This window comes from Nostoc sp. WHI, from assembly GCF_015714725.1.
GTDB lineage: Bacteria > Cyanobacteriota > Cyanobacteriia > Cyanobacteriales > Nostocaceae > Nostoc.
The window spans coordinates 60,088-74,195 of the sequence record NZ_WBKM01000005.1 but is presented as its reverse complement, the minus strand read 5'-3'; the positions used below and the strand labels follow the sequence as shown (position 1 = coordinate 74,195).

The window sequence follows — 14,108 nt, the reverse complement described above, 5'->3', positions numbered from 1 at the left end:
GGAGTGGGGAGTGGGGAATCTTACTTCTTTGGGGTATAAGTATGATCGGAACAGAAAACCAAGTTAAGCTTAAAAGCCTTATTAGATAAGAATTATACTGATAACGAAGGTCGTTGACTAATGCTTCTAAAAATGCTTGTATTACTCATGTAATATCTCTTAATCCGGTTTTCTGTGCGAATGCTACTCATACCCCGCGATCGGCAAAACATTAACATAAAGCTTGCATAACTAAAATCATACCCAAGATTGCAGCCAAACCGAATTATCAAATAACTAGGTACTCCTCATGATTCAAGATGACATCATTAACGAATTACAATATATTCCTGAATCAAAACTACAGGCACTATACGAACTAATTCACTATTTTCGGCTGGGGATTAACAGTGAAATGGAAAAACAATCTAGTGAGTCCGAAGACTTAAAAATAGATAAAAATCTATGTCTGAATACCTTGCAGAAAATTAAGCAGGGCGATTTATCAAGTTTTAGTGAGATTAGTGATGTGAAAACATACATTCAAGACTTAAAACATGAAATTAGTTATTGACAATAAAGCAGAGGGGCAAAGGAAAAAAATGATTTTCGGTACAAGCCTTGCCCCATGCTAACTATTTCCTCGACTGAATTTCCTTAATTAACTCATAAAAAGGCTGCCAATTATCTTCCTGAGCAATTGATTCCCAAATAGATTCAATCACAGGTCTTAATAATACCGTTTTGGGATTATGAACAGCTAGAGTTTGGGTGATTAGATGGATGCGTAGGCGTAGCCCGTCGTAGACATCGCTATCAAAATCATTCAAAATTTTATGGTATAGTATGCACCAATCATCAAAAATTACTGATGCACCCGGAACTGGTACAATATCTGAACCATTCATCACAAAACCTGGTTCATCTCGCCATTTAGATGAAAAAGTGCGAGCCATCTCATAAAAGAATTGGTGATAACCAACTTGGCTCACTTTCAAAAACTCAATCGTTAGATTCAACAGTTCCCCAGCTTCTGGATGTGTCAACTCCACAAAACCCAACTTTTTCAACATCAAAGAACTGTATTCAGCTTGATAATATTCATCAAACCTAGCTAAACCAGCTTCCATTTTGCCTTTATCAATAATCGCCTTCAAAGGTTCCTGGAGCATTTCTAAATTCAACTGGCAAATACTTGGTTGATTGCCGTAACAGTAGCGTCCAGAATAGTCAAAATATGCAGCTATAAAGTAGGGGTCATAAGTAGGGATAAATGCGAAAGGGCCATAATCAAAACTCTCTCCCGTAATCGACATATTATCAGTATTGAGAACTCCATGACAAAAGCCAGCCGCCATCCATTGCGCGGCCAGTTCTGCAACTCGTTTAACTAATTCGGCGTAAAACAGGGCATATTTATCTTCTTCAGTACTTAAGTGTTGATAATACTGCTCAATTACATGGTCTAATAACTTCTTAGTTAAATCTGGACGCTGGAAATAGTGCAGTCGCTCAAAAGTGCCAAACCGAATATGAGAACTACTCATCCTCACCATCACAGACGAACGGGTAGGCGAAGGTTCATCGCCCCGCCAGAGAGATAAACCTGTTTCAATCATGCTCAGACAGCGCGAAGTCCGTACACCCAAGTAGTGCAGTGCTTCCGCAGCCAGAACTTCCCGCATTCCACCTTTGAGCGTGAGCATACCATCGCCACCACGGGAGTAGGGCGTTCTCCCAGAACCTTTTGTGCCAAAATCGTACAATTCGCCATCACTGGCGCGTACTTGCCCGTAGAGAAAGCCTCTACCATCACCCAACTGTGCGTTATATTCACCAAATTGATAGCCGTGGTAACGCAGTGCCAACAAGGGTTTGCGTCCCTGGAATTTGCCAAAAGCTGTGATAAAATCTTCGTCTTTGACTACTTGGGGGTCAAGAGTAAAACGCGGTAGTAGTGCATCGTTACGCCAACGCAGGAGGTGTTGAGGAAATTCCGCCCCTGCAACCTCATCGTAGTAGTCACCGCCTAGAGATTCTAAGGCGCTTTCGTAGTTGAGGGTGAGAAAAGGATTGCTAGAATTTTTGTAGTTTGGAGTTTCAGCCAGAGTCATTACGAGCAAAGCTTAATTCATTCTTCCCTTAATACTACCTCTGGCTTCGGCATCAGCATAGACGCAAAAAGCAACCTATATCCCAAATATGGCAGCGCCACCCTTAAAATCTGGAGCGGATAATGAATAAAGTTTGGCAATTAAAAGAAAATTTGACTAAATTAGCTATTTTAGACGCTACATTTCAGGTTTTTGGTTCAGAATCACACCAATATCAACTTAAACCTTGCTTGAGTAACAAAGATATTCAAGTTTTTGAATCCACATACAATATTACGTTACCAAGTGAATATCGAAACTTTCTCTTAGAAGTTGGTAACGGCGGTGCAGGCCCAGGATACGGATTATACAAACTGGCAGGAATTGAATCTGAAGATGTCACTCCAGAAAAACCATACCGAGATAACTACGAAATTCTCTCTAAACCATTTCTTTTAACAGAAGCATGGAATGATTTGGATTTGATTGTCAATAATGATGCCTACTTAGACAATGAGTTCATTCAAGGTACTCTCACCATTACAAATTATGGTTGTGGAATTTATGCGATGTTAGTCATTACTGGGGAACAGTCAGGAAATATCTGGATAGATGACCGTACTAATGATAATGGGATATATCCTGCAACTTTAAGTTTTTGTCGTTCCTTCCATGACGCCGAGCCTGATGATTTTCATCTAAATAGCGATGAGGAGCAGCCTTTAAGTTTTTATGATTGGTATGAAGACTGGCTCAACCGAAGTTTGGAGATAATTCGTAATTCGTAATTCGTAATTCGTAAGAGTCCGCGAACGTTATTATAAATTACGAATTATTTTAAAATTTAGGTGCTTGCCAATTAGGATTTATAAGACTTGTTAAAATATGATCTTCCCATTGTTCATTAATTAACAAATAGTCTCTAGCATATCCTTCAATGACAAAACCCAGTTTTTTAAGTACATTGCCACTGCGTCGATTGTGAGGCATATAATTAGCCATAATGCGGTGAAAATTTAACTCTTGAAATAGATATTGAGTTGCTGTTTTTAGCCCTTCTGTCATATATCCTTTACCTTGTTTTGTTTCAGCAAGGCTATATCCCACATAGCAAAATTGGGCGGCTCCTCGAACAAAATTAGTAAAATTGACAGTTCCAATAATGACGGTGGGATTTTTTTTTGTAAAAATAAATAGCTTTAACGATTGGCCATTGATAAATTCCAGAAAATTATTCTCTATCTGATACTGCCAATATTCTTCAGTGAAAAAACCATCAGCCCAAACAGGGTAGAATGGGGTGAGATAAGTTTTGTTATTAGTGAAGTATTTGATAATTTGGGGTATATCTTCATGGATCGCTACTCGTAATAATAAGCGATCGCTTGTAATTAATGGCAGTTCTGATATCATAACAGGACTTAATCGACGGGATCTTTTCTAAGAACATTCTCTAGGTTTTGTAAATTCTCTCATACCTGCGGTTTAACAGTATTCAGCTTTGTTGTATTATGATGTTCCAATTGGAGAATCAGCCGTAAGGATAGTGATGTGGTGGGAATACGCTACGATTGGCAGGAATTAGAGATTCGGGTGATATACAACACGCCATTGCTAGAGCTTATTTATCAAGCTGCTAGTGTGCATCGCCAATATCATGACCCAACAAAAATACAAGTTTGTAAGCTTATATCTATTAAAACCGGAGGTTGTCCAGAAGATTGTAGCTACTGTGCCCAATCTTCGCGCTATCAAACAGAGGTAAAGGCGCAAGCACTCCTAGAAAAAGAAACCGTAATTGGCATCGCTCAAAAAGCTAAAGAAACTGGCGTTAGTCGCATCTGCATGGGTGCTGCTTGGCGGGAAGTGCGGGATAACTCACAATTTGAGGAAGTCCTGGAAATGGTCAAGGATGTAACCGCAATGGGTTTAGAAGTGTGCTGCACTCTGGGTATGTTGACGGCAAATCAAGCCAGGAAATTGGCAGAAGCAGGACTTTACGCCTACAACCATAACTTAGATACCTCACAGGAATATTACAGCACAATTATTACTACGAGGACTTATAGCGATCGCTTGAACACCATTGAAAATGTCCGTCAAACAAATGTTACTGTATGTTCCGGCGGTATTCTTGGTTTGGGCGAAACTGTCGATGATCGTGTGGGTATGTTGCAAACTCTGGCAAACTTACATCCGCATCCAGAGTCAGTGCCGATTAATATTCTCTCACAAGTACCGGGTACACCTTTAGAAAATCAGCCTGATGTCCCCATTTGGGATGTTGTGCGGATGATTGCCACAGCCAGGATTTTAATGCCAGCTTCCGATGTGCGTCTTAGTGCCGGTAGAGCTAGACTTTCTCAAGTTGAGCAAGCTTTCTGCTTTATGGCAGGAGCTAATTCTATCTTTTCTAGCGACGATAACAAAATGTTGACGGTGACAACTCCCTGTCCAGATTACGATACTGACCGAGAAATGTTGAATTTACTTGGTTTGGGAATGCGATCGCCTTCCCAAAGACAGGAAAATGTAGCAAGTCCGGCTGTTGTGGGATAAATTGATTTCTTGCAAAAATCAGTATTAAGAATTTTTAACCACAGATAAATATTTAGTATTCATCTGTAGTTGAATTCAAAAAAATCTATTTTTGCAAGAGGTCTAATATCTCAACCCCATAACTCATAATAAGACTCGAATTGTGCTACGGCACAATGGCAAGTGTTCTGTTGCAGCTACGCCCGTCGTAGACATAGCCTAAATACCCGATTAGCACTAGGGGCTTTCCTCTGTGCGCTCCAACGCAATGTTAGGCTGCGGTCTAGGTGCAGGAGGTTGGTTTTCTTGCATCACTCTCATTAGAAAACGTAGCGCCTCATTGACAGCATCGGCGTTGGGAAACATCTCTGCAACATCAGGTTCTAAGCGAACGGTTATCCCACCAAAGCTCTTTCGAGCAGAGCCTAATTTTCTGACCCTCAAACTCTTCAAGTCATACTCTGATCGTAGTTCATCTTCCATTTATGGCTTAACCTTGTTCATAAACTTCTCGCTCAGTTCGTGTTACTTCTCTTGCACTAATAAGACGAATCGAATTCCCTCTTTCTGTATACGACACAATCAGTAAGCGTCCCTGGTTTGACTCTCCAACAATAAGGTAACGCTCTTCATCATCGGAGTGGTCTGGGTCGTAAAAATCAACATAGAGCGGATCGTCAAAAACTGTTTTAGCTTCTTCAAAGGAAACTCTGTGCTTTGAAAAATTACTTGCTGCTTTATTTTGATTCCACTCAAACTTCATTGAACCATTCTATCATCATGCATTTGAGACATTTTAGAGCTATTCTAATTCTACTGAAACAATTTCAATCTACCAATTTCTGCGACGTACCAACGGCATAGACTGCATTAAATCCAATTCGTTCTGCCCAAATTGCTGCATCAGTCTGTTTAGCTTGTAATCGGCGACTAGTTACTATTAGATCGTCACCGATTTCATATTCACCAGTCTCAACATTAATTGAGATAATTTTGCCAATATTCTCTGTCGTCTGCACTTGAAGGCGGATACTTTTCTCATAGAGTTCTTTGCCACGTCGGGTAATTTCTTCGCCATTGAGTTTGGGGTGAGGCATACAGGCAATTTGCCAATTTAAGTTAGTAGACTTCTGTTATTATTGTAAACCAAGACTACAGCCGAGCAGTCTTTATAGTAGGTTAAACCGTATTTCTTTGTATTTTACAACCCCATGACTGTGCGCCCTAAGCACCTCATTAAAGTTCATTTTATAAATATGGGACACAATGACCTACTCAACTTTTGGAGTTTCATGAGGATGAGCATTTATCATTTCTTCATTGCTGCTAAACTGTAGCTTTTCACGGGTTGTCAAAAACTGTTCACCCAAATCTGTAACATGAAAATATTTAGTCAAATCGATTGATTTTTTACCATAATTACTCGCTCGAATCGCATCACTGATATAACCAGAGTTTATCTTAATTAATTTAAAATCTCGTAAACGCCTTAACTCATCACCTACATTGTTTGACACATAAAACTCATAACTCGTCTTTGCTTTAGAGTGTTTATAGAGTTGATCAATCTTCTCATAATCTTTCTCTGCAAGCAAAAAACCAAACATAAAAGCTTGTGTTTGTTCTAAATTTTTCTGCTGTTTTCCTAGCTGTTCTAGCTGTTGTGCTTGAAGCTCATCGATTTGTTTTTTCTGTTCATTGACCTCTTGCTTTAGTTCCTCAAAGTTAGCTGTAAAGCCGCCATCCTTGGAAATACCAAAATCCTTTATTCTATTGAGCAAACCAGAGTTAAACAATAAAACAATGGCAATGACTATAATATCAGGAGTTTCTATCTTTCTTGGTTGTTGCCCTTGTTTGAGAAATATTGGGCTAATTAGGCTAAACATCAGATAGCTTAGTGCTAACAATGAAATAATTCCCACTTGAAGACGGATACTCTTCTCATAGAGTTCTTTGCCACGTTTGGTAATTTCTTCGGCATTGAGTTTGGGATCAGACATACAGGGAATTTTTAAATTCAAGTTAGTAGACTTCTCTCATCATTGTAAACCGAGACTACAGCCGAGCAGTCTTTATAGTAGTTTAAAACATATTTCTTTATGTTTCACAAACCCATAACTATGCGATAATGTGCTTCAATTTGGGCGACGGTTTCAGACTTGCGCTTTGTCTCCCATTGACTGCGGTTAAACAATTCTTGCCGCAAATCATCAACATTAATAGTAGTAACTTTACCATCAGCAACAATTTGCTTGCCATTCACCCAAGCACTATCTACGACATTACTAGGACGACCTAAGACCAATAAACCAATAGGATCTGTACGCGGAAGTAATGATAAATTGGTGAGGTCATAAAGTACCAAATCTGCTTGTTTACCGACAGTTAAAGAACCGAGTTTATCTGCAAGATTAAATCCTTTTGCACCTCCCAAAGATGCCATTTCTATCGCTTGGCGGGGTGTAATCCAGTGTTGATAATCTGAGTCTGTAACATTATGTAAGATAGAACCAATTTTGATGGCTTCTAGCAAGTCTTGGGAGTCATTACTAGAAGCACCATCACAACCAAAAGTTACATTTACTCCAGCTTGGCGATATTTTAAAATGGGGGCGATGCCACTGCCTAAACGCAGATTACTTAAGGGATTATGAACAACTGTAGATTGAGTTTCGGCGAGGATGGCGATATCCGCATCATTTAACCAAACGCAATGGGCTAGTGTTGTCCGATCGCTTAAAAAACCGATTCTTTTCAAATGTTCAACAGCAGTACAACCGTATTTTTCTTGAGCGAGTTTTTCCTGTGCTTTAGTTTCGAGTAAATGAGAGTGACGACAAAGATTGTAGCGATCGCTTAATTCAATACACCCCTTAAACAAAGCATCAGTACACAATTGTATCCCTGTTGGTGCAACTAAAATACTCACACCCTCATCTGGGCGATGAAATTGTCGCACCGCCTCTTCGATGATTTCTAATGTTGCCGCCGTTGAGCGAAAATAAGGTTCATGACTTTGGGCTGATTCCCCAGATGGCATACCTGCGGAAAGGGATTCATCTTGAATTAGGGGGGCGATAAAGGCGCGAATTCCAACTTCTCTGTAAGCACGAGTTGCAATAGCGATCGTTTCCAATTCAAGTCCGGGAATTAACACCAAATGATCTACGACACTCGTCCCGCCAGAAAGTAGGGTTTCCACCGCCGTACCCAAAGCGCTGAGATAAACCTTTTCAGTGTCCAGGGGAGCAAAATCATACAGTTCCGCTAGCCATAATTCTAAAGGGAAAACTGACATAATTCCGCGTTGCCACATTTCTGAAGAGTGGGTGTGAGCGTTGAAAAAGCCAGGAAGCAGTAGCTTATTTTTACCATCTATGGCAGTGCCGATTACCTGTAGATTGGGGGAAATGGCTGCGATTGCACCATCTACAATTTGTACATCTACTGTTGCATAATCATTATCGACGGCAATCATAACATTTTTGATGGTAAAACTTATCATATTTAACCTTAATTAAGTAATCGTATTTTCAACTAAATTTCAAGTTACAAAATAGAAAATGGTGTTAGGTATTGCAATTTATGAATTTGCCTTTTCGGACATTGGGAGTTGCACCAAATGCGTGGACAGTGAATCAAGCGATCGCAGACATCACTCGTCTTCAAAAGACCCCACAACCCGTTATTTTATCAACAGAAACCAAAACCCTGCGCCTAGATTTGGCAAAAACTGCTATCCTCATCATTGATATGCAAAACGACTTCTGTCACCCTGATGGCTGGTTAGCGCATATTGGCGTTGATGTAACTCCGGCGCGTCAACCCATTGAACCTTTGAACAAATTACTTCCAGAACTGCGTGAGGCTGGTGTCCCAGTCATTTGGGTAAATTGGGGGAATCGTTCCGACTTGCTCAATATTAGTGCAGGTTTGCGCCATGTCTATAATCCCACAGGGGAGGGTGTGGGGTTGGGCGATCCACTGCCAAGCAATGATGCCAGAGTCCTCACGGCAGGTAGTTGGGCGGCAGCAGTAGTAGAAGAACTAGAACAGCTTCCCGAAGATATTCATGTAGACAAATACCGGATGAGTGCATTTTGGGATACGCCATTAGATAGTATCCTGCGGAATCTGGGAATAACGACAATATTCTTTGCTGGTATCAATGCTGATCAATGTGTGCTAACCACTTTATGTGATGCCAACTTTTTAGGATATGACTGCGTATTAGTAAAAGACTGCACTGCTACAACTTCTCCTGAATATTGTTGGCTAGCGGCATTGTATAACGTCAAACAATGCTTCGGTTTTGTCACTGACTTGCAAGGGATTTTAACAGCTTTGCAAAATAGACTTGAGTGAATCGTACCAGAGTAGAGACGCGATTAATCGCGTCTCTACATACAACTAACAAATCAATATTCAAAACTCGCATCTCATAAATTTTCATAACCATCAATAACTTCCGAGGAAATAAATAAATGTACGCTACTCGCTGTGTAATTCCGGTTATCAAATCTCCCAAAGATTACCAAGTATATCGCATCAGTCCCCACGACTCTAATCGGTTAGCGATTATCTTCGATTCAACAAACGCTAATACTTCCTTGACTTGCTGCGTAGAAATTTTTGATGTTGGTGGACAAACACCACAAAATCGCCATCAGTGGGCGGTGGAAATGTTTTTTGTTCTTAAAGGGGAAGCGATCGCCATTTGTGACGGCAAAACTGCCAAGATTAAAGCTGGAGATAGTTTGTTAGTGCCTCCTACTGGTACTCATTTAATAAAAAATACAGGTTCTACTCGTTTGTACACGCTAACTGTTATGGTGCCTAATGAAGATTTTTCTGAACTAATTCGTAGTGGAACTCCGGTGGAGTTAGATGAAGAAGATATGGCAGTACTGGGAAGATTTGATGCTTTGATGCCTTGTTAGAAATATTTGCGCTGTAGGGGCAATTCATGAATTGCCCCTACCTAAAAATCTTACGAATTCCGCGCCGCGCTACCAGCCTTCAACTTGGGATAAGCAATCCGTTTATGATGAAATTGTTGCCAAACATCCACAAATATCTGAGCAATTTTTGACATTTCTTCCCGTGTTAGTCCTGAATCTACGAGTTGATTGTCTTGCCATCTGGCACGCAGAATATTATTGAGCATTGTTAAAGCTTGTTCGCTGGACACATCTTTGAGCGATCGCTTCTCTGTCAGAGGTTTAGCCGATGCTTGCAGCGATCGCAGTGCTGCCTCGCAAGAATCGGCTAACATGACAATTCCTGTTTCCCGTGATTGGGGAATCGGCCCATCGTAACGAAAATCTGCGTCGTCTACTGTTAAACTTGGGTCTTCCTGAGCCATTTGCTGGGCTTGGTGATGGAAATAAGCAATCAGCATTGTTCCCTGATGCTCTGGAATAAAAGCTTGAATTGCTGTAGGTAACAGGTGTTTACGCGCCATCACCAGCCCTTCAGTTACGTGCTTTTTGATAATTTCTGCACTCTTCCAAGGATTTTTAATCTCGGTATCATGTTTATTTGGCCCCCCCATTTGATTTTCAATAAAGCTAAGGGGGTCGTGCATTTTGCCAATATCGTGATATAATGTCCCAGCCCTGACTAGTTCAACGTTGCATCCCAGTTCTTTGGCAGCAGCTTCGGCAAGGGTAGCCACAGACAGCGTATGTTGAAAAGTTCCCGGAGTCTCCCTAGCGAGTCGTTTTAATAAAGAGCGGTTGGGATTTGCCAGTTCTGCTAAACGGATGGGAGTGACTAAATCAAAAAGTTTTTCTAAATAAGGACTCAAGCCTAAGGCGACAATACTCCAGCCTAAGCCGGATAAAGCAAACAATCCGGCTTCTCGGAGAACAATATACCAAGTTGAACCAAATGCTTGACCAATTAAGACTTTAACAACCAGATAAATGCCGCCCTGAGTTAAAGCGATCGCAACACCCAATAATGCCAATTCTTCGCGCGATCGCAATCGTTGTGCTATGTAACTGGCTAATATTCCCCCCCCTGCACCAGCTAAAAGTGCAGTCTTGCTCATATCTAAACTAATTACTAATATCGGCAACAGCAATCCGACAACTGTCATTCCCAAAGTGGGGCCATAAAAGCTTCCCAACAATAAACCAAGGGTACTCCAGGTGGTATAAGGCAATCCCATTGTGATCACTCCTGGCACACTCAAAGTCAGCAATAACACTAATAGGCGATCGCGTTGCCGCAATTCGTAATTGATATGCCGTTCTACCCAGACAAAAATGCCAATGGCGATCGCAATAACGCCTCCTAACTTCGCCAATCCCTGCCATTTTACCTCCCGACGAATCAGGTGATAATGTTCCAGCACCTCAAAGTTCCATCCAGTAATCTGTTCTCCTTTTTTGACAATTACCTCACCATGCTGTACCTTCACCATCACGGGTGACACACCAGCCGCAGCTTTTTGAGCGTTTTCTCTCGTTTGTTCTTCATCTTTTTGCAGATTCGGTCTGAGTACAGCTAACAACAGGTTCCTTGCTAAAGGTTCAGCGAATTCTGGTACAAAAGTCTGCAATTGTAAGCTCACCGCATCTTCTAAGATATTTTTTGGCAGTCCCTCTGGAATACCTTGGGTAAGAATCCGCTCTGTACTCTGATGGATTCCCATTTGTGTTTTTTCCCACTCCACATCTGACAAATCCAAAAGGAGAGATTCTTCATATACTGCTTCTGGGCTACCAGTCTCCAACTGTAAAAGTTTGGCAGTAGCTTGGATGTATCTTTGGCGTGCTTGGGAAATTTGGGCAATCAATAAAGACAAGTTTTTCTCAGAAGTTGTGACGCGGTAAGCTGCTAGTTTTGCTACTGCTTGAGTAAAATCAATGTTTTGAGAAAAATCAATTGGCTCTGTTTCTTCTAAACTCTGGGAATCAGCTTTGGGTGTCTTGCGCGGCTGGGGTTGCTGATTAAGGGTAGCTATCGATGAAGCGGCAATTCGTCCTGTGCCTTTCTTCTGCTGATTTCTACCATTTTTCAGAGCTACTAGCAGTGCTTGCCATTCCGAGTCCAGACAAGAGCGGAGGTAACGCTGGGTAGAGATGGACAAAACTACAGAATCAAAAAAAGGAAAAGATCCAGCAACAGCGCGAACTTCGTTGCCATCGTCTAGAAATTGTTGCAAATCTTCGTTGATTTGTTCGTTGATTTGTGCTTTAACCATCAATACTTGGATAGAACTTTTACTGATGGCTTTCCGCTCGGCTTCTGTTTTTTTCTGATCTTCGATGCTAGCTGTATAGGGCGCTCTAATTGTCTGAGGCGCAGGATTTCCTACTTGGAGTTGAGTTTGGTTATATAACTTGTGTCCAATAATACTTATAAGAGATACTATAGCGATCGCTAAAATCACCGAAGAACGTTTTTTATGCACCCAGTCTAAAGTGACTGCATAAATACTACTCTTAGTTTGGACTGATTTTGCCTTTGACTTTAGCGCTCTCTCTTGTTGTCGGCGATGCCTACGGTTGGCTATGCCTACGCTTTTGTCATTGATTTTTGATAAAAACAGAAGTACATTCTTAAGCATAGTGCTTAGAAGTTCCCTTCTATGGCTTTTACCTTTGGGACTTCTGATTAACTTTCCCTTACGACGTAGTGCTTTGTACTGTCGCCGCCAATGAGTCAAGTGCTTAGTCAAAAACTGCAAAAATTGCTCCATTTTCATTATCTCTGCCTGCAATTGCCGACTTTGATAGCTCAAAAAAAGACAATTATCAGGGAAGTTTGATCTGTGGCTGTTGCTATTGCAACTACGGTGGTAAGGACTAATTAACAATTCGTAATTCGTAATTCGTAATTCGTAATTCGTAATGATTGTTAACTAACGCGATCGAATAACGCGAGGAGCTGCGTAAACTGAAAGCAAACCCACCTCAGATCCCTCCTCTGTTAATTTACTTGGATGCAGAGCAAAATTATATATTCCTGACCACACCGCCACAAGTGCATCAGCCAATTCTAACATTTGGGAAAAGCTAGTTAGTCCCCATGCTGAAGAATTTCTCTGCAAGAGCAAGACTTGCCAACTTATGGGAATTCCACCTATACTGTTATATGCTCCTGATAAAGCACCAGTAATTACCCCTGTAGCCTGTGAGCTTAGACGCGTAGCATCTTGCACTTTAGAATTGCTATTGTGAGTAGCCTGCAAAACTGCAAGGCGAAAGTCTTCCAAGGTACTCAAAAAGCAGTAAAATGACATAGAAATAGTGTTACTGAGTTTTTCTTCCCTAACAAACTCAGCTTGTGCCCTTGACAATCCAGCCCCTTGCTCTAATAAACTTTGGACTCTTAATAATTTTTTTGGTATTGATGTCGGTGTTTCTCCGATAAAAGAAATTATTTGCGGGATGAGAGTTAAAGGGTCAAGTTTTTCAGTCACGGCAAGAGCGATCGCATATCCTACTGCTAGTGTTCCATCCCGTACTACTGGGTCATTTTCCCAGATTTTTAGCATATCCAGCAAGTTTTGTCGGAGCTTAATTGGATTTTCGTGAAAAAAAAGTGCTACTGGTAGTGTGGCAATAATTATTTTTATCGATATGTCATCATCTGGTACTAAATGAAGAGATTCTTGTTGCTGACGCCCTATCCAATCATCTAAATCTAATCTGCCCAACGCAATCAAGCTCTGAGTACCCGGAACCGCCATTCTACCCAAATCCAGGTAACTCTGAAACTGTATTTTACCACCAGAGGCTAAACTTTCCCCCAGGAATGCTCCCAGGAAAGTACCTCTAAACCGACTTATAGGAGAGTAACGCATACAATTTTGGATTTTAGATTGAAAAAGTTAATCCGAAATCCAAAATAAATTCATTTTTCGGCGTTGCATATTTGCGGCATGAATTGTGATTTTTGTTCAAAACTAAAGATAGATTCTTTGCGTCTTTGCGCGGCAGTCGCTACAAGTCGGGAAACCCGCCCAACGCGCTGCCTTGCCTTTGCGCGAAACAAAATTCATCCTATTAATCAGCAACGCCCATTTTTCATGCTATGTGCTTCTTAAATGATTCACCAACGCCTGTAAACCCAACAAGTAACTTTGGACGCCAAAACCACTGATTTGCCCAATGGCTACGGGGGCGATGTACGAATGATGGCGAAAATCTTCCCGGCGGTAAATATTACTCAGATGGACTTCTACTGTCGGTAGGTTAACACCAGCGATCGCGTCTCGCAATGCCACACTTGTGTGAGTATATGCTCCTGCGTTAATCAAAATTCCCTGATATTGTCCTAATGCGCCATGAATACTATCTACCAAAATTCCTTCATGATTTGACTGCACAGGAAAAACTTTCGCCTGTAACTTTAATCCTTCTTCTTCTAACAGGCGGTTAATTTCAGCTAATGTCAAGGAACCATAAATTCCTGGTTCTCGCTGTCCTAGCAAATTTAAGTTAGGCCCATGCAGTGCCAGAATGCTTAAGGGTTGCAATG

At 41.1% G+C, this 14,108-nt stretch carries 15 protein-coding genes; 5 read left to right on the top strand and 10 right to left on the bottom strand.

Annotation, left to right across the window (positions count from 1 at the left end; translation table 11 throughout):
* Positions 1–289 precede the first annotated feature (289 nt).
* On the top strand, positions 290–553 hold the full coding sequence (locus F8S12_RS00510; protein ID WP_196514278.1) for a hypothetical protein: 264 nt from the start codon (positions 290–292) through the stop codon (positions 551–553).
* 61 nt (positions 554–614) lie between these two features.
* On the opposite strand, the gene F8S12_RS00505 is transcribed toward F8S12_RS00510, so the two are convergent.
* Positions 615–2,093, bottom strand: a complete 1,479-nt coding sequence (locus F8S12_RS00505; RefSeq protein WP_196514277.1) for a protein adenylyltransferase SelO — start codon at positions 2,091–2,093, stop codon at positions 615–617.
* Between the two features lie 122 nt (positions 2,094–2,215).
* Here F8S12_RS00505 and F8S12_RS00500 point away from each other — a divergent pair, with 122 nt between their 5' ends.
* Positions 2,216–2,860, top strand: coding sequence for an SMI1/KNR4 family protein (locus tag F8S12_RS00500; RefSeq protein WP_196514276.1), 645 nt, complete (start codon positions 2,216–2,218; stop codon positions 2,858–2,860).
* A 49-nt stretch (positions 2,861–2,909) separates the two neighbouring features.
* Here F8S12_RS00500 and F8S12_RS00495 read toward each other — a convergent pair whose 3' ends face one another.
* The gene (locus tag F8S12_RS00495; protein ID WP_196514275.1) at positions 2,910–3,485 is read right to left on the bottom strand and encodes a GNAT family N-acetyltransferase; all 576 of its coding nucleotides are present in this window, start codon (positions 3,483–3,485) and stop codon (positions 2,910–2,912) included.
* A 138-nt stretch (positions 3,486–3,623) separates the two neighbouring features.
* Here F8S12_RS00495 and bioB point away from each other — a divergent pair, with 138 nt between their 5' ends.
* Positions 3,624–4,631: a biotin synthase BioB gene (gene bioB, locus F8S12_RS00490; protein ID WP_196514274.1), complete on the top strand. Its 1,008-nt coding sequence runs from the start codon at positions 3,624–3,626 to the stop codon at positions 4,629–4,631.
* A 216-nt stretch (positions 4,632–4,847) separates the two neighbouring features.
* Here bioB and F8S12_RS00485 read toward each other — a convergent pair whose 3' ends face one another.
* The 5 genes from F8S12_RS00485 to F8S12_RS00465 all read right to left on the bottom strand — a co-directional run bounded on the left by F8S12_RS00485 (position 4,848) and on the right by F8S12_RS00465 (position 8,115).
* Positions 4,848–5,093, bottom strand: a complete 246-nt coding sequence (locus F8S12_RS00485; RefSeq protein WP_196514273.1) for a hypothetical protein — start codon at positions 5,091–5,093, stop codon at positions 4,848–4,850.
* 7 nt (positions 5,094–5,100) lie between these two features.
* Entirely contained in the window at positions 5,101–5,373 is a 273-nt protein-coding gene (locus tag F8S12_RS00480) for a BrnT family toxin (protein WP_196514272.1), read from the bottom strand.
* 64 nt (positions 5,374–5,437) lie between these two features.
* Positions 5,438–5,707: a hypothetical protein gene (locus F8S12_RS00475; RefSeq protein WP_196514271.1), complete on the bottom strand. Its 270-nt coding sequence runs from the start codon at positions 5,705–5,707 to the stop codon at positions 5,438–5,440.
* A gap of 174 nt (positions 5,708–5,881) precedes the next feature.
* Positions 5,882–6,634 (bottom strand): hypothetical protein, encoded by a 753-nt coding sequence (locus tag F8S12_RS00470; protein ID WP_196514270.1) that lies wholly within the window; start codon positions 6,632–6,634, stop codon positions 5,882–5,884.
* Between the two features lie 83 nt (positions 6,635–6,717).
* Positions 6,718–8,115 (bottom strand): amidohydrolase, encoded by a 1,398-nt coding sequence (locus F8S12_RS00465; protein WP_196514281.1) that lies wholly within the window; start codon positions 8,113–8,115, stop codon positions 6,718–6,720.
* An 83-nt stretch (positions 8,116–8,198) separates the two neighbouring features.
* On the opposite strand from F8S12_RS00465, the gene F8S12_RS00460 reads away from it, so the two are divergent.
* Positions 8,199–8,978, top strand: coding sequence for a cysteine hydrolase family protein (locus F8S12_RS00460; protein WP_196514269.1), 780 nt, complete (start codon positions 8,199–8,201; stop codon positions 8,976–8,978).
* Positions 8,979–9,097: 119 nt separating this feature from the next.
* Entirely contained in the window at positions 9,098–9,553 is a 456-nt protein-coding gene (locus F8S12_RS00455; RefSeq protein ID WP_196514268.1) for a cupin domain-containing protein, read from the top strand.
* Positions 9,554–9,603: 50 nt separating this feature from the next.
* On the opposite strand, the gene F8S12_RS00450 is transcribed toward F8S12_RS00455, so the two are convergent.
* The 3 genes from F8S12_RS00450 to aroQ all read right to left on the bottom strand — a co-directional run bounded on the left by F8S12_RS00450 (position 9,604) and on the right by aroQ (position 14,106).
* The gene (locus F8S12_RS00450; RefSeq protein WP_196514267.1) at positions 9,604–12,330 is read right to left on the bottom strand and encodes an HD family phosphohydrolase; all 2,727 of its coding nucleotides are present in this window, start codon (positions 12,328–12,330) and stop codon (positions 9,604–9,606) included.
* 156 nt (positions 12,331–12,486) lie between these two features.
* Positions 12,487–13,431: an ADP-ribosylglycohydrolase family protein gene (locus F8S12_RS00445; protein WP_196514266.1), complete on the bottom strand. Its 945-nt coding sequence runs from the start codon at positions 13,429–13,431 to the stop codon at positions 12,487–12,489.
* A gap of 228 nt (positions 13,432–13,659) precedes the next feature.
* A complete protein-coding gene (aroQ, locus tag F8S12_RS00440; protein WP_196514280.1) occupies positions 13,660–14,106 on the bottom strand; it encodes a type II 3-dehydroquinate dehydratase in 447 nt (148 codons plus the stop codon).
* Positions 14,107–14,108: the final 2 nt, after the last annotated feature.

Excerpts from the sequence above, each read along its gene's own strand:
- F8S12_RS00485 (WP_196514273.1), bottom strand. The coding sequence starts at position 5,093 with ATGGAAGATGAACTACGATCAGAGTATGACTTGAAGAGTTTGAGGGTC.
- F8S12_RS00450 (WP_196514267.1), bottom strand. The coding sequence starts at position 12,330 with ATGAAAATGGAGCAATTTTTGCAGTTTTTGACTAAGCACTTGACTCAT.
- F8S12_RS00475 (WP_196514271.1), bottom strand. The coding sequence starts at position 5,707 with ATGCCTCACCCCAAACTCAATGGCGAAGAAATTACCCGACGTGGCAAA.
- F8S12_RS00495 (WP_196514275.1), bottom strand. The coding sequence starts at position 3,485 with ATGATATCAGAACTGCCATTAATTACAAGCGATCGCTTATTATTACGA.
- F8S12_RS00455 (WP_196514268.1), top strand. The coding sequence starts at position 9,098 with ATGTACGCTACTCGCTGTGTAATTCCGGTTATCAAATCTCCCAAAGAT.
- F8S12_RS00510 (WP_196514278.1), top strand. The coding sequence starts at position 290 with ATGATTCAAGATGACATCATTAACGAATTACAATATATTCCTGAATCA.
- F8S12_RS00460 (WP_196514269.1), top strand. The coding sequence starts at position 8,199 with ATGAATTTGCCTTTTCGGACATTGGGAGTTGCACCAAATGCGTGGACA.
- F8S12_RS00445 (WP_196514266.1), bottom strand. The coding sequence starts at position 13,431 with ATGCGTTACTCTCCTATAAGTCGGTTTAGAGGTACTTTCCTGGGAGCA.
- F8S12_RS00480 (WP_196514272.1), bottom strand. The coding sequence starts at position 5,373 with ATGAAGTTTGAGTGGAATCAAAATAAAGCAGCAAGTAATTTTTCAAAG.
- F8S12_RS00500 (WP_196514276.1), top strand. The coding sequence starts at position 2,216 with ATGAATAAAGTTTGGCAATTAAAAGAAAATTTGACTAAATTAGCTATT.
- F8S12_RS00505 (WP_196514277.1), bottom strand. The coding sequence starts at position 2,093 with ATGACTCTGGCTGAAACTCCAAACTACAAAAATTCTAGCAATCCTTTT.